The organism is Modestobacter lapidis (assembly GCF_054780755.1).
This window is the reverse complement of sequence record NZ_BAAGVS010000026.1, coordinates 44,563-67,114: the sequence shown is the minus strand read 5'-3', so window position 1 is coordinate 67,114 and position 22,552 is coordinate 44,563. Positions and strand designations below refer to the sequence as shown.

The following is a 22,552-nucleotide window of genomic DNA, read 5'->3' as shown; positions in this document are numbered from 1 at the left end:
ACGTGTTCGAGATCCGCGACTGGCTCATCCAGCGGTGCTTCATCTACCTGGACCCCGACTACGCGGGGCAGGACACCGCCCGCTACCCCTGGCTCGCCGACCGGGGCTGACCGCCGGCGGGCCGGTGACGCACGTGGCGGCCGCCGCGCCGGCACCGGGAACGGTCTCAGTCCCCGTCGACGTCCCCGCCGGCTCCGTCGCCGTACGGGTGCAGACCGGGTGACCGGTCGCCGCCGCCGGTATCCGGGACGGGCCGCACCTCGACCTGCTCGCCGCGCTCGATGCGGGCGCTCCGGATGAGGTCCTCGGCCGGGATGGCGTACGGGCTGTCCGTCATGTCGGCAGCCTGCTCCTCCGGGTGCGCCGCTGTCGAGACGACCCCGCGCTTCCAGTTCCGGTGCTGCCCGGGGAGGCAGCCGCCGCACGGGCGGTAGCCGGCCTGGATGGCGGTGTGCTCGTCGGCGAAGAACACCCGGTGCGCCCGGTAGCCCCCGCGGGCGAGTGCCCGCAGCGCGGCGGGGCAGTCCAGCCGGCCGTAGATCCGGCTGCGGCGGTGCCCGCCCACCGTGCCGGGCCGGTCACTGGGGTGCTCCCGGCCGTCGGGACCGACCAGCCGGAACGGGGCCGCCGTGGTGGCCATCATGCCGCGTCGTGCAGGACGAGGCCCAGCGTGTGCCGCCGTCCGGTGTGCACGGTGGACACCGCGTGCCGCATGGGCGCGCGCGACCAGCCGCGGGCGGAGGCGACCGGGCGTTCCCGCGTGGTGAAGACCAGCGCCTGGCCCTGTCCCAGGGTGGTGGAGTACGCGCGGGACTGGGCCCGCGGTCGCTGCTCGACCATCAGGAACTCCCCGCCGGTGTGATCGACACCGGGTGCGTCCAGGCCGATGACGACCTGGAGCGGGAACACCAGGTCGCCGTAGAGATCACGGTGCAGGGCGTTCCAGTCGCCCGGCCCGTAGCGCAGCAGGATCGGGGTGGGCTTGGTCTGGCCGGCGGTGTGGCACTGCGCCAGCCACTCGGGCAGGGTGTCCGGCCACGCGACGTCCCAGCGGAGCTTGTCCGCCCAGTTCCGGGCCACGGGGAGCAGGTGCCGGTAGAACGCCGCCCGCAGCTCGGGAATCGGGTCGGGGAGCGGATGGTCGAAGTAGCGGTACTGACCGGCGCCGAAGCGGTAGCGGGCCATGTCGATGGTGGACCGGAAGTGCTCGGGATGGTCGTAGAGCTCGCTGATCGCGGTGCACTCGTCGACGGTCAGCAGCGGAGCCGACAGCGCGTGCCCGGCGGCGTCCAGCCCGGCGGTGAGGCCCGGCCAGTCCAGCTGGTCGACCCGGTCGGCGGGGGGCAGGGCGGTCGGGACCGGGTCGGTGGTCACGGGTTCTCCTCGTGGGTCTCGAGGGCGAGCAGCGTCGCCTTCGCGTTCGCGCCCCCGACGTAGCGGCCCATCGAGCCGTCGCTGCGGACGACGCGGTGGCAGGGGATGACGATCGGCAGCGGATTGGTGGCACAGGCCGTGCCGACGGCCCGGACCGCGGCGGGGCTCCCGGAGGCCGCCGCCAGGCCGGCATAGCTGGTGGTCCGTCCGTAGCCGATGCCGCGGAGGTGGCCGAGCACGGTGTGCCGGAACCCCCGGGCCAGCTGCAGGTCGACGGCCAGGTCGAAGCTCCGGCGGCGTCCGGCGAAGTACTCCTCGAGCTCCCGGGCGGCGGCGTCGAGGCGGTGCCCGGCCGGCAGCACGCGCGGGCTGATCCGGGTGGCCAGCCGGGCGAGGACGGCCTCGTGGTCCTGGACGGCGTAGGCCACCGTGACCAGCCCTCGGGCGGTCGCGGCGAGCAGCAGCGTGCCCACCGGGGAGTCCACGGTGCGGTGGCCGACGTCGGCCAGCTCGCGGGCTTCGGCGGTGCGTCCCAGCCGGGCCAGCAGCCGGTCGACGTCACTGGTGGGCGGGTCGGGGAGCAAGGTGGTGAGCGGGTCGGGCACGGTCATCGTGGACCTCCTCGGTAGTGGGCACGGAGAGCCGCGACGCCGTCGGCGGCGCTCCGGCGCGCGGCGGCCTCGCTGCTCCCGATGAGCTCGCCGACCAGGGCGTAGGGCAGGCCGGCCAGATGGTGGTAGGCCACCGCGGCGCGCTGCTTGAACGGCAGGGTGGCGACGGCGGCCCACAGGTCGGCGGCATCCTGCCGGCGTTCGTCGCCCGGCAGGGCGCCGGCGGCCGGGAGCTCCGGGAGCTCGGCGACCGGGCGCGGGTTGCGGGCGGCGCGGCGGTGCTGGTCGATCGCCTTGCGGTGGGCGATGGTGATGAGCCAGCCGCGGACGTCGCTGCCGGGACGGAGCCCCGGATAGGCCGCCAGCGCCGCCAGGAACGTCTCCGACCAGGCGTCGTCGGCCTCGACCGGTCCACAGACCGCCCGGCAGACCTTGAGCACGACCGCACCGTGCTCGGCGACCAGCCGGTCGAAGGGCGGAAGCGGCAGGTCCGGTGAGCGCCTGCCCGGCCCCGGGGGTGCGGTGGCCGGCGACACGATGTCCATTCCAGTCCCGGACGTCGCCGGGGTCTGGCGGGAATCGGCCGACGCAGTCAGCACAGGGCCCGGCCCGACCAACGGGACTCCCGGTCCAGCAGGTCGCGCTTGCGATCGAGTCCCCCGACGTACCCGACGAGCCGGCCGTCGGCACCGATCACGCGGTGGCACGGGATGACGATGCAGACCGGATTGCGGCCGTTGGCCGCGCCGACGGCCTGCGCCAGCGCCGGGTCACCGAGCTCCCCGGCCAGCTGCCCGTAGCTGCGGGTCTCCCCGTAGGGGATCTCCGACACCAACCGCCGGACCGACTGCTCGAAGTCCGTTCCGGCCGGCGACACCGCAAGGTCGAACGTGCTGCGGTGGCCGGCGAAGTACTCGTCCAGCTGGGTGGCCGCGTCTTCCAGGGCGGCGGCGTCGTGCTGCCCGAGGGTCGCGGCACCGGGCCGGCGGGTGTGCCGGTCGAACCAGACCCCGGTGAGCACGCCGGCCTCGCCGACCAGGGTGAGCGGACCGAGCGGGGAGTCGATGACCCGGTGGTTCCGGGTGAGGGCGTCCATGTCGTGTGAACGCACCAGGACCCGCGAACGTGAGGTCGGGCAGGAGACGGCGGAGACGTGCCACCTCCGCTTCGACGAGCAGGCCGGCCACCACATCGGCTGCTCCGTCGTCCCCGCCGCACGGTGCATCCACGACGCCGGAGTCGGCGGGTACTGCACCGGCTGCAGCAGCACCTCGCGATGATGCACCAGACCCAGGAATGGCCCCGCCGGTTCACGGCTTGCGGCGTACGTGACGACCATCGGACTGATCGGCAGCGGAAACATCGGCAGCACCGTCGCCCGGCTCGCCGTCGCGGCCGGCCATGACGTGGTGCTCAGCAACAGTCGTGGACCTGACACCCTCACCGACCTCGTGGACCAGCTCGGCCCGCGCGCGCGGGCGGCCACTGCGGCCGAGGCCGCCGCGGCCGGTGACATCGTCGTGGTGACGGTCCCGCTGAAGGCCTACCGCGACGTGCCGGTCGAGCCGCTGCGCGGCAAGGTCGTCATCGACACCAACAACTACTACCCCGACCGCGACGGGCGCATCGCCGAGCTCGACGACGAGTCGACGACGACCAGCGAGCTGCTCCAGGCGCACCTTCCGCAATCGCGCGTCGTGAAGGCGTTCAACAACATCTACGTCACGCACCTCGGCAGCCTGCAGCGCCCCGCGGGTCACCCCGAGCGCTCCGTGCTCGCGATCGCCGGCAACGACGAAGCGGCCAAGCAGGCGGTGACCGGGTTCCTCGACTCGATCGGCTACGACGCCCACGACGTCGGCCCGCTGTCCGAGGGCTGGCGCTACCAGCGCGACACCGCGGCCTACGTCCAGCCCTACGCGACCCCCGGCACCCAGTACCCCACGTGGACCGCACAGCCGGTGACACCGGCGATGCTGACGGAGAAGCTGGACGCAGCCGTGCGCTACCGGGACATGTGAGGTAGCAGCCGCTGCGCGGGGACGGTGACGAACCGCCGCGGCGGCGCGGACCCGGCCCCGCCGGCCCGGACGTCGGCGCGGCGTCGGCGGGGACCGCTGTCGCCGGGCATCCCCGCCTCGGGTAGGACGCACACGAGCCGCCCCGACCCTCCGAAGAGGGCCGGGACGGACGGTGTTGCTCGCCAGGTCCAGGCGCATGGCATTCAGGCGCATGGCCCAACTCGGCGCGAGAGGTCAGTGGCTCTCCCGCTGCCCTTCCGGCACGCCCGCCGGGACATTCCGGGCTCATCGCAGATGAGGGTGTAGAGCCGGGTGCCGGGGCCGGCGCCGGCCCAGGAGCGCGCTACACCCTCATCTGCGATGAGCCGGATATCCGAGTGCGGAAGGGCGATGAGGTGCGTCCCGGTGGCTGGGTGCTTGAGGTGTTGAGCAAGCGGCGCCGAATCGTCAACGGAGCGCAGGTCCTCCAGCGCACCATCGGCAAGGAAGAACAACTGGTCCTAGGTAGCAGTCCGGATCGGGTCGATGCACGGGGTCGGCCCAACTTCCCGCGCTCAACTCTCGAACTGTGGACGTACGCCGCAATTCCTCGAACGCGGCTTCGTCCCGCCACTCCATCTCACGGCCGGGCTCTCGCCAGAAGATGCGTCCTGGCGCGGCCGCAGCGATCGCGAAGCGTGGTCCGGCGGGTATCACAATCGCCTCGGAACACAGCGCCACGAGATCCTTGGCGGCCCGAAGCCCGCCGATCCGACGTCGGGCACTCAGTGCCTGGTCTCGTACCTGGTCAGGAGCACACCGTCGGGAAACCTCCGGGTCTCCACCAGGGTCAGGTTCACCCAGTTGTCCAGGGCCGTGAAGAACGGCGTGCCGCCGCCCACCAGGACCGGGTGGGTGACGATCGCGTACTCGTCGATCAGCCCGGCCCGCATGGCCGCCGCGGCGAGGGTGGCGCCGCCGATGTCCATGGGACCGCCAGCCTCGGCCTTGAGCCGGGTGATCTCGGTGACCGCGTCGCCGGTGACCAGGCGGGTATTCCAGTCGACCGCGCTGATCGTGGAGGAGAACACCACCTTCGGCATGTCCCGCCAGCGGCGGGCGTACTCGATGTGCGCCGGTGTGGCGCCGGGCTGCTGGTCGGCGGTGGGCCAGTGGGAGCTCATTCCCTCCCACAGTCTGCGCCCGTACAGCGCCAGGCCGGTCGCCCCCACCCGGTCGGACCACCACTGGAACAGCTCGTCGCTCGGCACGCTCCAGCCGAGGTCGTCGCCGGGCGCGGCGATGTAGCCGTCCAGGCTCAGGTTCATGCCGAAGGTCAGTTTCCGCATGGCGTCAGCCTCCCGTGAGTCGGCATTCGGCATACAGACCAGCACGGCGCGGAGAAATCATCGGTCAGGTCACACCGAGCGCCGGTTGACCACCACGCCATGCGGATGTTGCGTACGGAAGGGAACCCCTACGTACACCCGACCCGGGCGCCCGGACAGCCATCACCTTGACCAGCGGTGTTGCAGATACCCGTACGGTGAGAATTGTCGGCGGCCACGGCATTCTGCCCGGAGACGGCCACGTAGCTGCCCGCTGGCGGACATGAGAACTGCCCGCTGATGGTCACGGGATCTGCCCAACACGACGTCGTCTGCCTCGCCGCCTGCGGCGGTTGAGGCCCCTTCTCGGGTGCGCTGGCGGTGCTGAAGCGCCGCTCACCCGAGAAGGGACACCGTGAAGTCTGCAGGGGAGATCATGGAAATTCTGGAAGCGTTCGACCTGACCGGGTCACTACGCGACGCCGGCGAGTTGGCCGGCTGCTCGCATCACACCGTCGCGCACTACGTCGAGTTGCGGGAGGCCGGCGGGATCAGCGACCGGCCGGCGGCGCGCCCGCGGTTGATCGATGAGTTCCTGCCCAAGGTCGAGGAGTGGATGGAGCGTTCGCGCGGCAAGATCCGCGCGGACAAGGCCCACGAGAAGCTCGTGGCCTTGGGCTACACCGGTTCCGAGCGGACCACCCGCCGGGCGGTAGCGGAGGTGCGGGCGGCGTTCAAGGCCGGGCGGGTGCGGGTGCACCGGCCGTGGGTGACCGAGCCGGGGATGTGGCTGCAGTACGACTTCGGCGACGGCCCGCTCATCGGCGGGGCCAAGACCACGTTGTTCTGCGCGTGGCTGGCCTGGGCGCGGTTCCGGGTGGTGCTGCCGATCCGGGACAAGACCACCGCCAGCGTGTTCGCCGCGCTGGACGTGACGCTGCGCCGCCTCGGTGGGGCGCCGACGTACGTGCTGACCGACAACGAGAAGACCGTCACCGTCGAACACGTGGCCGGGATGCCGGTGCGCAATCAGCAGACCGTCGCCTTCGCCCGGCACTACGGGATCACGATCCACACCTGCGAGCCGGCCGACCCCGCCTCCAAGGGCGGGTCGGAGAGCACGGTGAAGCTGGCCAAGGCCGACTTGGTGCCCACCGACACCAACCTGCGCGCGGCCTACGAGTCGTTCGCCGAGCTGGAGGCCGCCTGCGAGACGTTCTGCGACCAGGTGAACGCCCGGGTACACCGGATTACCCGGCGGGCGCCGGTCGACATGCTCGCCGAGGAACAGCAGCGGCTGCACCCGCTGCCGGCCGCACCGCACACCGTTGCGCTCGGCGTGACCCGGGCGGTGGCCGCGAACACGCCCCTGGTCACCTTCGAGGGCGGGCAGTACTCGGTGCCGCACACCCTGCTCGGCGCCACCGTCTGGGTCCGGGTCCACGGTCAAGGCGGCGGTGAGCAGGTGGTCATCGTGGCGGTCGGCGACGCCGGGCCGGTCGAGGTCGCCCGCCACGCCCGCGCTACCCCGGGCAGCCCGGCGATCGACGATGGACACTTCCCGCCCGCCCCGGCTGGCGCGCTGGACCGTCAACCGAAGCCGAAGACCCCGGCGGAGGCGGAGTTCCTCGCCCTCGGCGACGGAGCCCGGCTGTGGTTGACCGAGGCCGCCGCGGTGGGCACGAGCAAGATGCGGGTGAAGATGGCCGCCGCGGTGACGATGGCCAAACTCGTCGGCGCCGGCGAGGTCGACTGGGCGCTCGGGCACGCCGCGGTCCACGCCCGCTTCGCCGAGGCCGACCTGCCCTCCATCCTCGCCCACCGGGCAGCCGGCACCCACGGCGCGCGGCATTCCGCCGCCGAGGACCGCAGCCTCACCCAGGGCACCGCCGGCTGGGCCGCCCTCGGCACCCGGCCGGCCAGCACGGACCCGCGTGGGGAGATGATCCGATGACCGCCGCCGCCACGAGATCGGGATCCGCGGTGGCGGTCGGACCGGCGGTTGGGGCCCCAGCGGGGCCGGTGCTGCCGGCCGATCTGGAGGCGCTGCTGCGCCGCCTGCGGCTGCCCCACGTCCGCCGCCACGCCCCTGACGTGCTGGCCACCGCCAAGGCCCAGCGCTGGGACCCGGCCGAGGTGCTACGCGTGCTACTCGGTGAGGAGGTCGCCGGCCGGGACCGCTCGGCGTTGGCCACCCGGCGGGCCGCCGCCGCGTTCCCGACCGGGAAGACCTTCGACGCCTGGGCCCCGGAGGCCAGCAGCATCCCGGCCCCGACGCAGGCCGCGCTGCGGACCCTGGAATGGCTGCACCGGCGGGAGAACCTGGTGGTCTGCGGCCCCTCGGGAACGGGGAAGACGTTCCTGCTCGAGGCGCTGGGGTCCTCCGCGGTCGAGCAGGGGCTCAAGGTCGCCTGGTTCACGCTGGAAGACCTCGGGCTGCTGGTCCGCAGGCACCGCGCCGATGACACCGTCAGCAAGGCAATCACCCGAGTGCTCCGCGCCGACCTGGTCGTGATCGACGACATCGGCCTGCTACCGGTGGCCACCGACGCCGCCGAGGGGCTCTACCGACTCGTCGACGCCGCCTACGAGAAGCGCTCGGTCGCCGTCTCCAGCAACCTGCATCCGGCCGCCTTCGACGAGCTCATGCCCAAGACCCTCGCCACCGCGACGGTCGACCGGCTGCTGCACCACGCCCACGTCTGCCAGACCAGCGGCGACAGCGTCCGCCTCTCCCAGGCACTGACCGGGCAGGGGGTGAGGCCACTGACTTGACACCGGACCGGTGATGGCCACACCTGGGCAGATCCCATGGCCATCACCGGGCAGATCTGGTGACCGTCAACGGGCAGGTCTCACGACCGACACTGGGCAGATCCTCATGGCCCTTGACAGAGAATCTCACTAGCCGGGGCCGAAACGTACATGTGCCGAGCCCCAGCTACATCGAGAGCAAACCCTGCCAACTCCTTGACGCATGACATCGCCACTTGCGCCGCGAGTTGGTAGCCACGAGGTAATCAAATCCTGCAATGAGACACGGTCACGGCCGAACCGGCACCAGACGGACGGCCCTTGCGCGGCCTCTCGTGTCGCCATGGCATCAGCCTAGGGACGCCTCCCGCACCCGTCGCGAAGGATGCGGTGACCCACAAAGACTGAGGGGCGGGCGACCCTGTGGTCGCCCGCCCCTCAGTTCACCCGGTCACTGGCGAGAAGATGCTGAGATCACCGGTGCCAGAATGCCGAGAACGCGGTGTCAAAATCCTGAGATTTCGGTGTCAGGATTCTGAGCCTCGCCATCAGCTGCAGCCGCTGGTGGAGCCGCAGCCCTCGCAGACGTAGCAGCTGCCGGCCGGTCGCATCTTCGTGCCGCAGGTCATGCACAGCGGCGCGTCGGTGGCGGTGCCGGTGACCAGCTCGAGCAGCTCGGCCGAGGAGTGAGCTTCCTTGACCGACGTGGGACCGGCCGGGGTGACCTGCTCCGCCACCTTGGCGGTCTCGATCGGCGCGGAGCCACGCAGCTGCTCCAGGTCGACGTCGTCCTCCTCGACCGCGGGGGTTGAGGCCGAGGTGCCGTAGGAGCCGGCGACCTGGGCCGCCCGCTCCTCGGCGGTGAAGATGCCGAGGTTGGCCCGCTTCTCGACCGGCAGGTGGTCGAGCGCCAGCCGCCGGAAGATGTAGTCCATCACCGACTGGGCGATCCGGATGTCCGGGTCGTCGGTCATGCCGGCCGGCTCGAAGCGCATGTTGGTGAACTTCTGGATGTAGGTCTCCAGCGGCACACCGTGCTGCAGTGCCAGAGAGATGCCGATCGAGAAGGCATCCATCACGCCGGCCAGGGTCGAGCCCTGCTTGCCCAGCTTCAGGAACACCTCGCCGAGGCTGCCGTCCTCGTACATCCCGGCGGTCATGTAGCCCTCGGCGCCGGCGACGCTGAAGGACGTGGTGACGCTCGTGCGCTTCTTGGGCAGCCGCTTGCGCACCGGGTGCGAGAGCGCCGACGCCGGTGCGGCCTCTGCCACCGTGGCCTCGGCCTTGGTGCCATCGTTCTTGCCCTTGCCGCCGGACAGCGGCTGGCCGACCTTGCAGTTGTCGCGGTAGATGGCCAGCGCCTTCAGGCCCATCTTCCAGCCCTGGAAGTAGATGTTCTCCACGTCCTCGACGGTCGCCGTCTCGGGCATGTTGACCGTCTTGCTGATGGCGCCGGAGATGAACGGCTGCACGGCGGCCATCATCCGGACGTGGCCCATCGGGGAGATGGCCCGTTCGCCCATCGCGCAGTCGAAGACCTCGTAGTGCTCCGGGCGCAGGGTGGGCGCGTCGACGACGTGCCCGTGCTCGGCGATGTACTCGATGATCGCCTCGACCTGCTCCTCCTGGTAGCCCAGGCTCTTCAGCGCCCGCGGAACCGTCTGGTTGACGATCTGCATGGAGCCGCCACCGACCAGCTTCTTGAACTTGACCAGCGAGAAGTCCGGCTCGATGCCGGTCGTGTCGCAGTCCATCATGAAGCCGATGGTGCCGGTGGGTGCCAGCACCGAGGCCTGCGCGTTCCGCCAGCCGTTCTCCGTGCCGACGGCCAGGCACTCCTGCCACTGGGCGGTGGCGGCCTTGAGCACGTCGGCGTCGTCGGCGCCGACCGGACGGATCGAGTCGTTGGCGGCGGCGTGCTTGCGCATGACCCGGGCGTGGGCGTCGGCATTGCGGGCGAACCCGTCGTAGGCGCCGACGATGCCGGCCAGTTCGGCCGAGCGGCGGTAGGCGGTGCCGGTCATCAGCGAGGTGATGGCCGCGGCCAGGGTCTGGCCACCGCGAGAGTCGTAGGCGTGGCCGGTGGCCATCAGCAGGGCGCCGAGGTTGGCGTAGCCGATGCCCAGCTGCCGGTAGGCGCGGGTGGTCTCACCGATCGGGTCGGTCGGAAAGTCGGCGAAGCAGATGGAGATGTCCATCGCGGTGATGACCAGCTCGACGGCCTTGACGAAGGTCTTGGCGTCGAACGTGCCGTCGTCCTTGAGGAACTTCATCAGGTTCAACGACGCCAGGTTGCACGAGCTGTTGTCCAGGCTCATGTACTCCGAGCACGGGTTCGAGGCGTTGATCCGCCCCGTCTCGGGGTTGGTGTGCCAGTCGTTGATGATGTCGTCGTACTGGATGCCCGGGTCGGCGCACTCCCAGGCGGCCTTGGTGACCTTGCGGAACAGATCGCGGGCGTCGACGCTGTCGATCACCGAGCCGTCCGAGCGGGCGCGCAGCCCGAACTCGGTGCCCTCCTCGACCGCCCGCATGAACTCCTCGTTCACCCGCACGGAGTTGTTGGCGTTCTGGTACTGGACGCTGGTGATGTCCTTGCCGCCGAGGTCCATGTCGTAACCGGCGTCGCGCAGCGCACGGATCTTGTTCTCCTCGCGCGCCTTGGTCTCGACGAACTCCCCGATGTCGGGGTGGTCGATGTCCAGGACGACCATCTTCGCCGCGCGGCGGGTGGCGCCACCGGACTTGATGGTGCCGGCGGAGGCGTCGGCGCCCCGCATGAAGGAGACCGGGCCGGAGGCGGTGCCACCGGAGGAGAGCAGCTCCTTGGAGGAGCGGATGCGGGAGAGGTTCAGGCCGGCGCCGGAGCCGCCCTTGAAGATCAGCCCCTCTTCGCGGTACCAGTTGAGGATCGAGTCCATCGTGTCGTCGACGGCCAGGATGAAGCAGGCGCTGACCTGCTGCGGCGAGGCGGTGCCGACGTTGAACCAGACGGGCGAGTTGAAGCTGAACACCTGGTGCAGCAGCATCCAGGTCAGCTCGTGCTCGAAGATCTCCGCGTCGCCCTCGGTGGCGAAGTAGTCGTGCTCACGCCCGGCCGCACCGTAGGTGAGCACCACCCGGTCGATGAGCTGGCGCAGGCTGGTCTCGCGCTGCGCGGAGCCGACCGCACCGCGGAAGTACTTGGTGGTGACGATGTTGGTGGCGTTGATGCTCCACTCGGCCGGGAACTCCACCCCGCGCTGCTCGAAGTTGATCGAGCCGTCGCGCCAGTTGGTCATGACGACGTCGCGGCGCTCCCAGGTCACTTCGTCGTAGGGGTGCACGCCGGGCGTGGTGTAGACGCGCTTGACCTTGAGCGCCTTCGCGCGGTTGGGCGCCTTGCCGGTGCCGCGCCGGGGGCGGCTGGTCGAGAGGCGATCGGTGGTCTCGGTCATGACGTGGAGCTCTCCCTGGTCGTGTTCGCTCGGGTGGTGCGGGGGGCGGCTGGGGAAGAGCCGCGCGTGTGGAGCGCTGGTGCGTGGCTACCCGCTGGTGCTGACAGTTCCGGTGGGTCCGGCGGCGGGAGCTACCCGGCGCCGGCGGTGGAGGGGTTGCGACCGGCGCCACGCCGACGGACGGGCGGGTCCAGTGGCAGGCCCGGGAGCGGCGGAGTGCCGCCCGGCAGGTGCCGGGCACGCAGGTCGGCGATCTCCTTCTCGAAGTCCTCGACGGACTCGAAGGAGCGGTAGACGCTGGCGAAGCGCAGGTAGGCGACCTCGTCGAGTTCCCGCAGCGGCCGCAGGATGGCCAGCCCGACGTCGTGGCTGGGGACCTCCGCCGAGCCGAGGGCCCGGACCGCATCCTCGACCCGCTGCGCCAGCAACGCCAGCTGATCCTCACCGACGGGCCGCCCCTGACAGGCCCGCCGCACACCGGCGACGACCTTCGCCCGGTCGAACGGCTCGCTGACGCCGCTGCGCTTGACGACGGCGAGGACCGCCTCCTCGACGGTCGTGAACCGCCGCCCGCAGCCCGGGCAGGACCGGCGACGCCGGGTGGTGGCGCCCTCGTCGGTCTCCCGCGAGTCGACGACCCGGCTGTCGGGGTTGTGACAGAAGGGGCAACGCAACGGCTCGTCTCCTCTCGCGGCGGGGACCACCTCGGCCAGGGCCGGGGCCGCTCCTGTGGACTCACCCGGGGACATCCGGTGGATGCGAGGGGGAGAACGTGTGGAGCGGGTGTGGACGGGACTTACAACTGTGTAACCACTAGATGTTGTGGTCAGACCGTACGACTGCCCCCACAGGTGTGCAAGCTCTGCGGGGCGTGTCGTGTTCCACCACGACCCGCGGGACCGCCGCACCCCTCGGGTCACAGCTTCCGGGCGCCTGGCGGAGCTCCCGACGGGCCGCTCCGCGGGCCAGCGGTCGAGCCGGCGAACGCCGTCCGAGGGGCGCTCCGGAGTGGCAGCGACCTGGAGTGCAGCGACCCGTATTGCAGCGACCCGGGCAGGGCCGCCCCGGAGTCGCTGTTCGCGGTACCCGGGACAACTGCCGTCAGGGCAGCTGCAGCACCTGGCCGGGCACCAGGATGGTGCCCTCGAGGTCGTTGACCTCCGCGATCGCGTGGACGACGGCCCGGGTGTCCTCCTCCGGCGCCAGGCCCACCGCGATCGACCACAGGGTGTCCCCGGATCGCACGACGATGCTGCTGTCGCCGGCCAGCCGAAGACCGCCGGCCTCGCCGTCGAGCACGGTGGCGGTGACGAGCACGGCGATGACGATGCCCGTGGTGATCGCGAGTCCGGCGACCAGCCGGCGGCCGCGGCGGGTCAGCCGCAGCGGCGGGAACGCCGGCTCGGCGCGGCCGGCCGATCCGGGATCAGCGGCGCCGACCCTCCGCGCACCGGCACAGCCGCCGCGGACCGGCCGGACGACGGCCACCCCCGCGCCGCCTGCGGCCCGACCCCCGGGGCGTACGGCAGTACGGCGCGCGATCACCGGCGCAGCGGCCGGCGGACCACCGATGCGGGCCGCTCCGACCCGCATCGGCAGCGCCGGGTGGCGGGATCGGGACGGGGCCGTCCAGGACCGGCCGACCGGGCCCCCGCTGAGCTGCACACTGGTCATCGGGCTCACTCCCTCCATCGCCGGCATCCGGCACCACGCATCGAACGTCTGTTCGATCCGAACTGTGCGATGTCTACCGCACCCCGCCGACAGGAACACCCCGACACGGCGTCCGCTTCGAACATGTGTTTGAAACGGGGGGCCTCGAGGCGCTACCCTCGTGTCGATCAACGACGGCGCTCTCCGACCCCCGCCCAGCCGGCGGCTCGGCGGGCGCCCGTGGACGAGGGTGCGCAGACGAGCTGCCCGGCGCGCGGCCGGGCGAGGGGGACACATGGCGGTCGACAACGGGACACCGGAGAACGCACCGGGCGCTCCTCGCCGCAAGCGGGCGAGCACGCCGGCGGAGGCCGGCGGCGCGGCCGTCCGCGAGTTCCCCGACCGCGGCGAGGCCGGGGACGGGCTGACCCAGCGTCAGCGGCGGGTGCTGGAGGTCATCCGCGACTCCATCGAGCGACGCGGCTACCCGCCCTCGGTCCGGGAGATCGGCGAGGCCGTGGGGCTGTCCTCGGCGTCCTCGGTGGCCCACCAGCTGTCGGTCCTGCAGCGCAAGGGCTGGCTGCGCCGCGACCCGAACCGGCCGCGGGCGCTCGACGTCCGCCTGCCCGGCGAGGTCCCCGGCGAGGCGCCGGCCACCACGGCCGCGGGCACCGCCGCCGCGCTGGCCGGGTCCGGCGCGGCCAGCGGCACGGACGAGGCGACCGCCCCGGTCCCGACCTATGTCCCACTGGTGGGCCGGATCGCCGCCGGTGGGCCCGTGCTGGCCGAGCAGGCCGTCGAGGACGTGTTCCCGCTCCCCCGCGAGCTGGTCGGCGAAGGCACGCTGTTCATGCTGAAGGTGGCCGGTGACTCGATGGTCGACGCGGCGATCTGCGACGGCGACTGGGTGGTCGTGCGCCAGCAGCCGACGGCGGAGAACGGTGAGATCGTGGCGGCGATGATCGACGGCGAGGCGACCGTCAAGACCTACAAGCGCCGGGACGGCCACGTCTGGCTGCTGCCGCATAACCCGGCGTACCAGCCGATCGCCGGCGACGATGCCACGGTGCTCGGCCGGGTGGTCACGGTTCTGCGCCGGCTCTGAGGCGCGACCCGGATCAGGCGTGCCGGCGCAGCCTGCCCCAGGTCCAGACCACGATCGTGGCCACCACGGCGGCGAGCAGGGCGGCCACGACCGGCGACACCGTGTCGCGCTCGCTCCCCGCAGTGGCCGAGCTGGCCGACGGGTCGGTCGGGGCCGCAGCCGCCGGCGTGGCCGTGCTGTCGAAGGGCACCACGGTCACCACCGACGGGAGCCCCTCGCCGGCCACCACCAGGTCCCGGCTGTTGGCGGCGAAGCTGATCGCCTCGCCCTGCGGCGCCTCGGGCAGCGCCACCCGCACCGGGGCGCCGTGCAGTGCACCGACCACGTCCGAGCCCGTCAGCGGCCAGACGTAGGCGTCGGTGTAGGTACGCAGCGCCAACCGCTGCCCGTCCACGGACACCGCCCCCCCGGTGACCAGCAGCTGCCCGGCCCGGCCGACCGGCCCGCCCGGGGTGCCGGTGAGGGTGAAGCCGAGGTCGGCGACCTTGGTCATCGGCACGGTGGCGCCATCGGCGAGCGGGGCGTCGGGGCGGTAGACGGCGCTGGCACCCAGAACCTCCTTGGTGACCAGGTACGGCGTCCCGTCGGGGGCCAGCAGCAACGCTTCCGCGTCGTGCGGGCCGTCGGGATAGGTGAGCCGGGTCAGCGAACTGGTGCCGTCGGGGCGGAGCCCGATCATCGCCACCGTGGCCCGGTCCTGCCGGTTGTCGCCGGTATCGGCCAGCCACAGGGTGCCGTCGGCGGCGAGGGCGAGGTCCTCGGGGTCGTACGGGTCGACCTGCGCGGAGCGCACCTCGCCGACCGCGCACGTGGCATCGAGAACGTAGACCTCGGCCCGCGAGCCCCCGTCGTTCATCGCGAGCAGCGTGCCCCCGGCGGTGGCGAGGCCGGAGAGCTCGGGCAGCCGCGGATCGCCGATCGAGCACTGGGCGACCGGCGCCGCGTAGGCGCCCTCGGCCGCCTGGGCCGCAACGGGGAGCACCGCCCACATGAGGGCCATCGGGACGACCGCCAGCGCCCGGCCGGCCCGCGCGCTGCCACCGGCCGGGTCAGCCCGGCGTACGCCCTGGTCTGGCATGCGGCCAGCGTGACAGCAGGTGCTCGTCGAGCAGGTGAACCACGCCCAGCAGCAGGATGCCGACCGCCGCGCCGACGACCGCATCGGTGACCCAGTGGAAGTCCAGCGCCACCATGGCCACACCGGTCACCACCGGCCCCAGGAGGCTCAGCACCCAGGCGGCGCGCTGCACCCGCTCCGGCAGCCCGAGCTGCACCACCTGCCAGCGGGCGACGCCCCACATGAGGACGGCGTTGGCGACGTGCCCGGAGGGGTAGCTCGCGCCGTCCCGGTGGAAGAAGGACCCCGGGTAGGCCGGGGCCGTTCGCCCGGCGCCCCACTTGAAGGCGTACACGACCGTCGTCAGCAGGATGAGCGCGAGCAGTACCCGGACCAGCACCAGGGGGAGGGCGGGGCGCCGACGCCAGGCGACCCAGCCGACCAGCGCCGCCAGGACGAGGACGATGAAGCCACGTCCACCGGCCTGCGTGAACACCCAGATCGGCCAGTAGGCGTCGGAGTTCCGCAGGTCCCAGGCGCTGACGATTTCGGAGACCCGCAGGTCCATCCGCTCCAGCCGGCCCCGGCTGAGCAGGTCGGCGGTCACGGCCGTGGTGAGCAGCGTGGCCACGAGCAGCAGCCACCACGGGGGGCGGCCGATCCCGATCACCGGGCCGGCCGGCCGGGACGTCGGGTTCCCGGCCGACTCCGCCGTCCGCTGCACCGCACCGCTGGCCACGGCGCCACGGTACCGGCACCGTGACCTGTTCGTGATCCTCCACCGCTGCGGAGTCCACGACCGGGTCGGCGCGGTCCCCCGGCCGGGTGGCCCAGCCGGACGGAGCAGCACGATGGGCCGGACCACGTCGGCCCGGGTCGCAGCGGGCGACCCGGACCGATGAATGGCACGTGCTGCTCAGCCGACGGGCGCGGCGAACCCCTCGAGCGCGGCGGCCAGACCGGCATCGACCCGGGCGGTGAGCCGGGTGCCCTCGGCGGCGTGCTCCTCGGTCAGGACCTCGCCGTCGCGGTGCACCCGGGCGACGAGGTCGCCCCGGTCGTAGGGCACCAGCACGTCCACATCGACCGAGGGGTGCGGGAGCCGGGCGGCGATGACGTCGCGGAGCGCGTCGATCCCCGCGCCGGTGCGGGCGGACACCCACGAGGCGCCGGGCAGCGCCTGGCGGAGCGCCAGGACGTCGTCCTCGCTCATGGCGTCGACCTTGTTGACCACGATGAGCTCGGGCACCGCCGCGGCGTCGATCTCGCCGAGGACGACCCGGACGGCGTCGATCTGGCCGAGCGGGTCCGCGTCGGAGCCGTCGACGATGTGCAGGAGCAGGTCGGCCGCGGCCACCTCCTCCAACGTCGACCGAAAGGCGTCGACGAGCTGGTGGGGCAGGTGCCGGACGAAGCCGACGGTGTCGGTCATCGTGTACTCGCGGCCCTCCGGCGTCTGCGCCCGGCGGACGGTCGGGTCGAGGGTGGCGAACAGCGCGTCCTGCACCAGGACACCGGCGTCGGTCAGCCGGTTGAGCAGGCTGGACTTCCCGGCGTTGGTGTAGCCGGCGATCGCGACGCTCGGGGTGGCGTTGCGGTCACGGGAGTTGCGCTGCGTGGCCCGTGCCGTCGCCATCCCGGCGATCTCGCGGCGCAGCTTGCTCACCCGGGCCCGGATCCGTCGCCGATCGGTCTCGATCTTGGTCTCACCGGGGCCACGGGTACCGATCCCGCCACCGCCGGCGACCCGGCCACCGGCCTGCCGGCTCATCGACTCACCCCAGCCGCGCAGGCGCGGCAGCATGTACTGCATCTGGGCCAGCTCGACCTGGGCCTTGCCCTCCCGGCTGGTCGCGTGCTGGGCGAAGATGTCCAGGATCAGCGCGGTCCGGTCGACCACCTTGACCTTGAGGATCTTCTCCAGCTGGTTGAGCTGACCGGGCGTCAGCTCACCGTCACAGACCACGGTGTCGGCACCGGTGGCGGCGACGATGTCGCGGATCTCGTTGGCCTTGCCCGAGCCGACGTAGGTGGCGGCGTCGGGCTTGTCCCGCCGCTGGACGAGGGCCTCCAGCACCTCGGAACCGGCGGTCTCGGCCAGCGCAGCGAGCTCGGCCAGCGACCGCTGCGCGTCACTCGCCGTCCCCTCGGTCCAGACGCCGACCAGCACCACTCGCTCCAGGCGCAGCTGGCGGTACTCGACCTCGGTGACGTCGGTGAGCTCGGTGCCCAGGCCGGCGATGCGGCGCAGCGCGCCGCGCTCCTCGAGGGCGTAGGAGCCGGTGGTGTCGTCGAGGGTGTCCCAGTTGCCGGCGGGAGCTGGGCGGGTGGCGCCGGCGGCGTCGGTCGGGTGGGCCTCGGGGGCCGGCGGGGAGCCCGCGGCCTCGTCGGATCCCGCGGCCGCGTCGTCGCGAAGGGCTCGGTCCTGGGCTGTCGTCATCGTCTCCAGCGTGGCACGCCCCGTCGACCGGGGCACCTGAGTTGTCGTCATCACCGGGTACAACACCTCAGCCCTCCGGGTGCATCCCGAAGTAGACCGACCACTTGTCCCCGCCCGGGTCGGGGGGCCGGCGGGCGTATTCGTCGAGCAGGGCGTGGAGGCGGCGCCGGAATTCCTCGAGCTCCCCGGCCGCCAGCCGCAGCCCGAGACGGGAGCTCTCCAGCCGGGCCTCCCCCACCGCGGCGACCTCCTCGAGGAACGCCGCGAGCAGCGGGTCGCGGGCCGCGGCGGGCCGGTCATCGACGTCCATCAGCCAGCTCTTGCCCGTGGCCCGGTAGGGCACCTCGCGTGCGCCGCGGACCCCGCGCCGCTCGGGCTCGGGAGCGAGGAAGCCGGTGTCGACCAGGGTGCGCACGTGGTGCAGCACGGTGGCCGGGTTGCGGCCCAGCCGGGTGGCGATCTCCCTGTTGGTCAGCGCCCCGTCCAGGCACAGCCGCAGGATCCGCAGCCGGACGGCGGAGGCCAGCGCGCGGGCCTCCGCGTCGGTGGCGGACCGCCGCTCGCCGGCCACTCCCGGGCGCGGCGAACCGTGCGCGGCAGGCCTCTCCCGGTTCATCCGCCCGAGCGTAGGCCGACGCGCCGGACATTGATTGACACTTCCCAATCACTGGCGCAGGCTCCGCCCATGAGCCCGTCGACCCAGGCGGCGCCGCACGGCACCCGCAGCCTCTGGCGACACCGGGACTTCGGCCAGCTGTGGGCGGCGGAGACGGTCAGCCAGCTGGGCACCCAGGTCACCCTGCTGGCGCTGCCCGTGCTGGCCGTCACGATGCTGGACGCCACGCCGCTGCAGATGGGCGTGCTGACCGCGCTCGAGACGGCTGCGTTCCTGGTCATCGGGCTGCCCGCAGGAGCGTGGGTCGATCGCTGGCGCCGCAAGCGGGTGCTGGTGGCCGCCGACCTCGTCCGCGCCGTCACGCTGGCCACGCTGCCGCTGGCCTGGGTGATGGACGCGCTCAGCCTGGGGCAGCTCTACGTCGTCGCCGCCGTCACCGGTACGGCCACGGTGTTCTTCGACGTGGCCTACCAGAGCTATCTGCCCGCGCTGGTCGACGCGGACCAGATCGTCGACGGCAACGGCAAGCTGGAGGCCAGCCGGGCCGTTGCGCAGGTGGCCGGGCCAGGAATCACCGGGGTCCTGCTGCGGGTGCTGGGGGCTCCGCTGCTGATCGCCGTGGACGCCGCGTCGTTCCTGCTGTCCGCAGCATTCCTGGGCGGGATCGGCCGTCCCGACCGGACGCCCGACCGCGCCACGCGCCGGCGGCTGCGCAGCGAGATCGCCGAAGGTCTGGGCTTCGTCGTCCGGCACCCGCTGCTGCGCCGGATCGTGGCCTGCACGGGGACGGCGAACCTGTTCGGCACGATCGCCACCACCCTGCTGGTGCTCTTCGCGCTCCGCGGGCTGGGGCTGACGGCGAGCGTCCTCGGCGTCGTGCTCTCCGCCGGCGCGCTGGGAGGCCTGCTCGGCGCCTGCACCGCCGCCTGGTTCGCGCGGTGGGTGGGCGAGGGCCGGGCGATCCCGCTGTCGGCCCTGCTGCTGTTCCCCTTCGCCACGCTCATCCCCCTGGCGGCCCTGGGGCCGCCGGTGGCGCTCCTGGTGGTCGGCCAGTTCGGCGTGAGCTGGGCGATCGTGGCCTACAACGTCACCCAGGTGAGCTTCCGGCAGCGGTTGTGCCCGCCGGCGCTACTGGGCCGGATGAACGCCTCGGTGCGGTTCCTGGTCTTCGGCACGATCCCCCTGGGCGGGCTGCTCGGCGGGGTGCTGGGCACCTGGCTCGGCGTCGTCCCGGCGCTGTGGGTGGCCGCCGCGGGGCAGGGGCTGGCCGCGCTGTGGGTGGTGACGAGCCCGCTGCTGGGCATGCGCGACCTACCGGTTGCCGAGCAGCCGGCCGGGTAGGGCCTCCGGGTAGTTGACCGCTGTCGAGGGGAAGGACCCGAGATGAGCACCACCTCCGGCGAGGAGATCGACGACCCCGGCCGCGACCCGAAGGGCCTCAATCCGCCGCGCAATCCGCTGGGCGGCACCGACCAGGACACCGGCCGCGGCGAACCGCGCGGTGCCGCCGGCGACGCCCCGGGCGACCACGATGCGTCCTCCGGCGGCGCGGCCAAGCCCTGACCGCCGGGCTTCGTCAGCCGGCCAGCCACTCCGCCGTCAGGTTGCCGGCACCGACGACGACGGCCGGGCCGCCGAGCACGGTGGTCCGGCCGTCGAACGCCACGCTGAGCCGGCCGCCCGGCACGTCGACCGCGACGGTGCCGGTGGTCGCGCCGGTGGCGGCCAGCGCCGCGGCGGCCACCGCGCACGCGCCGGTACCGCAGGATCGGGTCTCGCCCACACCGCGCTCGTACACGCGCATCCGCACGTGCGGGCCGGCCGGCCGGTCCGGCAGGACGTTGACCACCTCGACGTTGACCCCTTCGGGAAACATCCCCGGGTCGACGACGGGGAGCTCGGTCAGGTCGACGTCGTCCACCGGCACGTCGGTGAGGCACACCAGGTGCGGGTTGCCCATCGAGATGCCGGCCCCGCCCAGCCGGCGTCCCCCGACCACGGCCTCGCCGCGGCCCAACTCGCGCGCCGGGCCCATGTCCACCCAGTAGCCGCCGTCCGGCCGGGCACCGACCCGGCGCGGCCCGCCGCGGGTGCCGACCAGGACACCGGCCTGGGCCGTCGCCGGATCGAGCAGCCCCTCGGCGAGCAGCACGTGGAGGAACAGCCGGATGCCGTTGCCGCACATCTCGGCGTACGAGCCGTCGGCGTTGCGGTGGTCCATGAACCAGGCGCACTGCGGCAGCGCCTCGCCCAGCGCGGCCGGGGCGTCGGGCACGTGCTGGCTGCGCACCACCCGCAGGACGCCGTCGCCGCCGAGGCCGGCCCGCCGGTCGCACAACCGCCGCACCAGCGCGCCGTCCAGCCGCGACTCCGGCCACACCGTGCCATCGGGATCGGGCAGGACGACGAAGTCGTTCTCCGTGCCGTGCCCCTGCAGCACCCGCGGACCCGCGCTCTCGCTCACCCCTCGATCCTACGGTCGGCCGGCGTGGCGGCCCGGGCGGCGAGGAGGTCGAGCACCCGGGGCAGCAGGTCCGGTCGCGCCGCGTCGAACCAGGTGGTGCCGGCGTCCCGGCGGAACCAGGAGCGCTGCCGCCGGACGAAGCGCCGGGTCGAGACGACCGTCCGCTCCCGGGCCTCGGCCGCAGTCAGCGTCCCGTCGAACTGCTGCAGCACCTGGGCGTAGCCCAGCGCCCGGGAGGCGGTGGGCCCCGCGCGCAGCCCGGCGGCGTCCAGCGCGGCCACCTCGTCGACGAAACCGGCGGCCCACATGCGGTCCACCCGCAGCGCGACCCGCTCGTCGAGCGCGGCCACGGCCCGGTCCAACCCCACCGTGACCGCCGGGTAGTGGGGTCGCGGGTCGGGCATCCGGGCAGCGAACGGCCGGCCGGTCAGCTCGACGACCTCCAGCGCCCGGACCAGCCGCCGGCCGTTGCTGGGCAGGATCGCCGCGGCGGCCGCGGGGTCGAGGACGGCGAGGCGGCCGTGCAGCGCCGCGGCCCCGCCGTCGGCCAGCTCGGCCTCCAGCCGGGCCCGCACCGCTGGGTCGGTGCCGGGGAAGTCGAGCTCGTCGAGGACCGCGCGGACGTAGAGCCCCGAGCCGCCGACCAGCAGCGGCACCACCCCGGCGGCCCGGAGACGGTCGATCTCGGCCCGGGCGCGCCGCCGGTACTCGGCCACCGACGCGGGCTCCCGCACGTCCCAGAGGTCGAGCAGATGGTGCGGCACCCCGCCCCGCTCGTGCAGGTCGGGCTTCGCCGTCCCGATGTCCATGCCGCGGTAGAGCTGCATGGAGTCGGCATTGACCACCTCGCCACCGAGCCGGGAGGCGAGGGCGACGGCCAGGGCGGTCTTGCCGGTCGCGGTCGGGCCCACGACGGCGACCACCGGCAGCGCGGCGCCGTCGGTGCGGCGCGGCCGGACGCCGGTCACGGCAGGTGCCATTCGGCGACGAGGTAGCCCACCCCGAACGGGGCGTCGTCGTACCGCAGCCCGGCGACCACCGGGCGGCCGCCCAGCGCCGCACCGACCGCCCGCCACACGGGCACCCCCGCCGCGAGCAGGTGCTCCCCCTCCTGCGGGTCGAGCGCGGCCAGCGCCGCGGCGTCGCCTCCGGCCAGCGCCGCGGCCACGGTGGCGTCGAACCCGGCTGCGGCCGGGTCGAGGTGTCCGGGCGCCTTGTCACTGCGCCGGGCCGATCCCTCGCCCATCGCCAGGACCCCGACCGACGCGGGCAGCTCCGCCAGGACCGGAGCCAGGCCGTCGGGGCCGACGCCCAGGCGCGGGCCGATGTGGCCGGCGTGATCCAGCAGCCAGGCGCCGACGGTGTGCGCCAGGGGCAGCCGCTGCCCGCCCGGCCGGGCCCGGCCGGCGAAGGGCACCTCCAGGTCGATGCCGTACCCGCGCAGGTCCCCGGCGTCCCCGGGGCCGAACCGCAGCGCCCGTGCGCCGGTCGCCGCGCGGCCGGCTCCGCCGACGCCGACCACCACCAGCACGTCGGGCCGCTCCGCCAGCACGGACTCCACCGCCAGGAGCACCGCGGCCCGCAATGCGGAGGCCGCGGACGTCGCCGTGCCGCCCACGGCGGGCAGCAGCAACGGCGGAGAAGGGCAGAAGGCCACGGTCACCGGGGCAGCAGAGCTCACGCCAGGGAGTGTCGCGGATGGATCGTGGGAGA

General features: G+C 73.2%; 22 protein-coding genes. 6 read left to right on the top strand and 16 right to left on the bottom strand.

The features are described from left to right. Nucleotides 1-166: 166 nt before the first annotated feature. The 5 genes from ACYVG5_RS18965 to ACYVG5_RS18945 are packed head-to-tail and all read right to left on the bottom strand — an operon-like array spanning nucleotide 167 to nucleotide 3,081. Nucleotides 167-643, bottom strand: a complete 477-nt coding sequence (locus tag ACYVG5_RS18965; RefSeq protein ID WP_246630941.1) for an Ada metal-binding domain-containing protein — start codon at nucleotides 641-643, stop codon at nucleotides 167-169. After that, entirely contained in the window at nucleotides 640-1,374 is a 735-nt protein-coding gene (locus tag ACYVG5_RS18960; RefSeq protein WP_222050194.1) for a 2OG-Fe(II) oxygenase, read from the bottom strand. Before ACYVG5_RS18960 ends, ACYVG5_RS18965 begins: the two co-directional genes overlap by 4 nt. Further along, nucleotides 1,371-1,985: a methylated-DNA--[protein]-cysteine S-methyltransferase gene (locus ACYVG5_RS18955; RefSeq protein ID WP_222050195.1), complete on the bottom strand. Its 615-nt coding sequence runs from the start codon at nucleotides 1,983-1,985 to the stop codon at nucleotides 1,371-1,373. Before ACYVG5_RS18955 ends, ACYVG5_RS18960 begins: the two co-directional genes overlap by 4 nt. Continuing rightward, the gene (locus ACYVG5_RS18950; protein WP_222050196.1) at nucleotides 1,982-2,530 is read right to left on the bottom strand and encodes an RNA polymerase sigma factor; all 549 of its coding nucleotides are present in this window, start codon (nucleotides 2,528-2,530) and stop codon (nucleotides 1,982-1,984) included. Before ACYVG5_RS18950 ends, ACYVG5_RS18955 begins: the two co-directional genes overlap by 4 nt. Nucleotides 2,531-2,577: 47 nt before the next feature. Beyond that, nucleotides 2,578-3,081: a methylated-DNA--[protein]-cysteine S-methyltransferase gene (locus tag ACYVG5_RS18945; RefSeq protein ID WP_222050197.1), complete on the bottom strand. Its 504-nt coding sequence runs from the start codon at nucleotides 3,079-3,081 to the stop codon at nucleotides 2,578-2,580. 232 nt (nucleotides 3,082-3,313) lie between these two features. Here ACYVG5_RS18945 and ACYVG5_RS18940 point away from each other — a divergent pair, with 232 nt between their 5' ends. Then, on the top strand, nucleotides 3,314-4,006 hold the full coding sequence (locus ACYVG5_RS18940; RefSeq protein WP_222050199.1) for an NADPH-dependent F420 reductase: 693 nt from the start codon (nucleotides 3,314-3,316) through the stop codon (nucleotides 4,004-4,006). Between the two features lie 764 nt (nucleotides 4,007-4,770). On the opposite strand, the gene ACYVG5_RS18935 is transcribed toward ACYVG5_RS18940, so the two are convergent. Continuing rightward, the gene (locus ACYVG5_RS18935) at nucleotides 4,771-5,334 is read right to left on the bottom strand and encodes a dihydrofolate reductase family protein (RefSeq protein WP_222050201.1); all 564 of its coding nucleotides are present in this window, start codon (nucleotides 5,332-5,334) and stop codon (nucleotides 4,771-4,773) included. A gap of 394 nt (nucleotides 5,335-5,728) precedes the next feature. Here ACYVG5_RS18935 and istA point away from each other — a divergent pair, with 394 nt between their 5' ends. Both istA and istB read left to right on the top strand, forming a co-directional pair. Further along, nucleotides 5,729-7,267, top strand: a complete 1,539-nt coding sequence (istA, locus tag ACYVG5_RS18930; protein WP_222050202.1) for an IS21 family transposase — start codon at nucleotides 5,729-5,731, stop codon at nucleotides 7,265-7,267. After that, entirely contained in the window at nucleotides 7,264-8,088 is an 825-nt protein-coding gene (gene istB, locus ACYVG5_RS18925; RefSeq protein ID WP_222050203.1) for an IS21-like element helper ATPase IstB, read from the top strand. Before istA ends, istB begins: the two co-directional genes overlap by 4 nt. A 527-nt stretch (nucleotides 8,089-8,615) precedes the next feature. Here the strand turns inward: istB and ACYVG5_RS18920 are convergent. The 3 genes from ACYVG5_RS18920 to ACYVG5_RS18910 all read right to left on the bottom strand — a co-directional run bounded on the left by ACYVG5_RS18920 (nucleotide 8,616) and on the right by ACYVG5_RS18910 (nucleotide 13,178). Next, nucleotides 8,616-11,504 (bottom strand): vitamin B12-dependent ribonucleotide reductase, encoded by a 2,889-nt coding sequence (locus tag ACYVG5_RS18920; RefSeq protein ID WP_222050204.1) that lies wholly within the window; start codon nucleotides 11,502-11,504, stop codon nucleotides 8,616-8,618. 131 nt (nucleotides 11,505-11,635) lie between these two features. Further along, nucleotides 11,636-12,178, bottom strand: a complete 543-nt coding sequence (gene nrdR / locus ACYVG5_RS18915; RefSeq protein ID WP_222050248.1) for a transcriptional regulator NrdR — start codon at nucleotides 12,176-12,178, stop codon at nucleotides 11,636-11,638. A 427-nt stretch (nucleotides 12,179-12,605) separates the two neighbouring features. Next, nucleotides 12,606-13,178 (bottom strand): LysM peptidoglycan-binding domain-containing protein, encoded by a 573-nt coding sequence (locus ACYVG5_RS18910; RefSeq protein WP_222050205.1) that lies wholly within the window; start codon nucleotides 13,176-13,178, stop codon nucleotides 12,606-12,608. A 274-nt stretch (nucleotides 13,179-13,452) separates the two neighbouring features. Between ACYVG5_RS18910 and lexA the strand changes: the two genes are divergently transcribed. Next, nucleotides 13,453-14,262 carry a transcriptional repressor LexA gene (lexA, locus tag ACYVG5_RS18905; RefSeq protein WP_222050206.1) on the top strand — a complete coding sequence of 270 codons (810 nt, stop codon included), beginning with the start codon at nucleotides 13,453-13,455 and terminating at the stop codon, nucleotides 14,260-14,262. Between the two features lie 13 nt (nucleotides 14,263-14,275). On the opposite strand, the gene ACYVG5_RS18900 is transcribed toward lexA, so the two are convergent. From ACYVG5_RS18900 to ACYVG5_RS18885, 4 genes are all read right to left on the bottom strand, one after another. Next, complete coding sequence (locus ACYVG5_RS18900) at nucleotides 14,276-15,340, bottom strand: esterase-like activity of phytase family protein (RefSeq protein ID WP_246630944.1); 1,065 nt, start codon at nucleotides 15,338-15,340, stop codon at nucleotides 14,276-14,278. Next, the gene (locus tag ACYVG5_RS18895; protein WP_460683442.1) at nucleotides 15,312-16,058 is read right to left on the bottom strand and encodes a phosphatase PAP2 family protein; all 747 of its coding nucleotides are present in this window, start codon (nucleotides 16,056-16,058) and stop codon (nucleotides 15,312-15,314) included. Before ACYVG5_RS18895 ends, ACYVG5_RS18900 begins: the two co-directional genes overlap by 29 nt. Before the next feature lie 177 nt (nucleotides 16,059-16,235). Then, nucleotides 16,236-17,759 carry a GTPase HflX gene (gene hflX / locus ACYVG5_RS18890; RefSeq protein WP_222050207.1) on the bottom strand — a complete coding sequence of 508 codons (1,524 nt, stop codon included), beginning with the start codon at nucleotides 17,757-17,759 and terminating at the stop codon, nucleotides 16,236-16,238. 67 nt (nucleotides 17,760-17,826) lie between these two features. After that, complete coding sequence (locus ACYVG5_RS18885) at nucleotides 17,827-18,375, bottom strand: winged helix-turn-helix domain-containing protein (RefSeq protein ID WP_222050208.1); 549 nt, start codon at nucleotides 18,373-18,375, stop codon at nucleotides 17,827-17,829. A 69-nt stretch (nucleotides 18,376-18,444) separates the two neighbouring features. On the opposite strand from ACYVG5_RS18885, the gene ACYVG5_RS18880 reads away from it, so the two are divergent. Together ACYVG5_RS18880 and ACYVG5_RS18875 are read left to right on the top strand one after the other, a co-directional pair. Next, complete coding sequence (locus tag ACYVG5_RS18880) at nucleotides 18,445-19,716, top strand: MFS transporter (protein WP_222050209.1); 1,272 nt, start codon at nucleotides 18,445-18,447, stop codon at nucleotides 19,714-19,716. Between the two features lie 42 nt (nucleotides 19,717-19,758). Then, complete coding sequence (locus ACYVG5_RS18875; RefSeq protein WP_222050210.1) at nucleotides 19,759-19,938, top strand: hypothetical protein; 180 nt, start codon at nucleotides 19,759-19,761, stop codon at nucleotides 19,936-19,938. 13 nt (nucleotides 19,939-19,951) lie between these two features. Here the strand turns inward: ACYVG5_RS18875 and dapF are convergent, their stop codons facing one another. Genes dapF through ACYVG5_RS18860 form a run of 3 tightly spaced genes read right to left on the bottom strand, consistent with a single transcriptional unit; the run spans nucleotide 19,952 to nucleotide 22,520 of the window. Then, nucleotides 19,952-20,839 carry a diaminopimelate epimerase gene (gene dapF / locus ACYVG5_RS18870; protein ID WP_222050211.1) on the bottom strand — a complete coding sequence of 296 codons (888 nt, stop codon included), beginning with the start codon at nucleotides 20,837-20,839 and terminating at the stop codon, nucleotides 19,952-19,954. Further along, entirely contained in the window at nucleotides 20,836-21,819 is a 984-nt protein-coding gene (gene miaA / locus ACYVG5_RS18865; protein ID WP_222050212.1) for a tRNA (adenosine(37)-N6)-dimethylallyltransferase MiaA, read from the bottom strand. The genes dapF and miaA overlap by 4 nt, the downstream gene beginning before the upstream one ends. Beyond that, entirely contained in the window at nucleotides 21,804-22,520 is a 717-nt protein-coding gene (locus ACYVG5_RS18860; RefSeq protein WP_222050213.1) for a class III extradiol ring-cleavage dioxygenase family protein, read from the bottom strand. Before ACYVG5_RS18860 ends, miaA begins: the two co-directional genes overlap by 16 nt. Nucleotides 22,521-22,552: the final 32 nt, after the last annotated feature.

Coding starts and splice junctions, on each gene's coding strand:
- ACYVG5_RS18965 (WP_246630941.1), bottom strand. CDS start 643: ATGATGGCCACCACGGCGGCCCCGTTCCGGCTGGTCGGTCCCGACGGC.
- ACYVG5_RS18955 (WP_222050195.1), bottom strand. CDS start 1,985: ATGACCGTGCCCGACCCGCTCACCACCTTGCTCCCCGACCCGCCCACC.
- ACYVG5_RS18950 (WP_222050196.1), bottom strand. CDS start 2,530: ATGGACATCGTGTCGCCGGCCACCGCACCCCCGGGGCCGGGCAGGCGC.
- ACYVG5_RS18945 (WP_222050197.1), bottom strand. CDS start 3,081: ATGGACGCCCTCACCCGGAACCACCGGGTCATCGACTCCCCGCTCGGT.
- ACYVG5_RS18935 (WP_222050201.1), bottom strand. CDS start 5,334: ATGCGGAAACTGACCTTCGGCATGAACCTGAGCCTGGACGGCTACATC.
- istB (WP_222050203.1), top strand. CDS start 7,264: ATGACCGCCGCCGCCACGAGATCGGGATCCGCGGTGGCGGTCGGACCG.
- ACYVG5_RS18920 (WP_222050204.1), bottom strand. CDS start 11,504: ATGACCGAGACCACCGATCGCCTCTCGACCAGCCGCCCCCGGCGCGGC.
- ACYVG5_RS18910 (WP_222050205.1), bottom strand. CDS start 13,178: ATGACCAGTGTGCAGCTCAGCGGGGGCCCGGTCGGCCGGTCCTGGACG.
- lexA (WP_222050206.1), top strand. CDS start 13,453: ATGGCGGTCGACAACGGGACACCGGAGAACGCACCGGGCGCTCCTCGC.
- ACYVG5_RS18900 (WP_246630944.1), bottom strand. CDS start 15,340: ATGCCAGACCAGGGCGTACGCCGGGCTGACCCGGCCGGTGGCAGCGCG.
- hflX (WP_222050207.1), bottom strand. CDS start 17,759: ATGACGACAGCCCAGGACCGAGCCCTTCGCGACGACGCGGCCGCGGGA.
- ACYVG5_RS18885 (WP_222050208.1), bottom strand. CDS start 18,375: ATGAACCGGGAGAGGCCTGCCGCGCACGGTTCGCCGCGCCCGGGAGTG.
- ACYVG5_RS18880 (WP_222050209.1), top strand. CDS start 18,445: ATGAGCCCGTCGACCCAGGCGGCGCCGCACGGCACCCGCAGCCTCTGG.
- ACYVG5_RS18875 (WP_222050210.1), top strand. CDS start 19,759: ATGAGCACCACCTCCGGCGAGGAGATCGACGACCCCGGCCGCGACCCG.
- miaA (WP_222050212.1), bottom strand. CDS start 21,819: ATGGCACCTGCCGTGACCGGCGTCCGGCCGCGCCGCACCGACGGCGCC.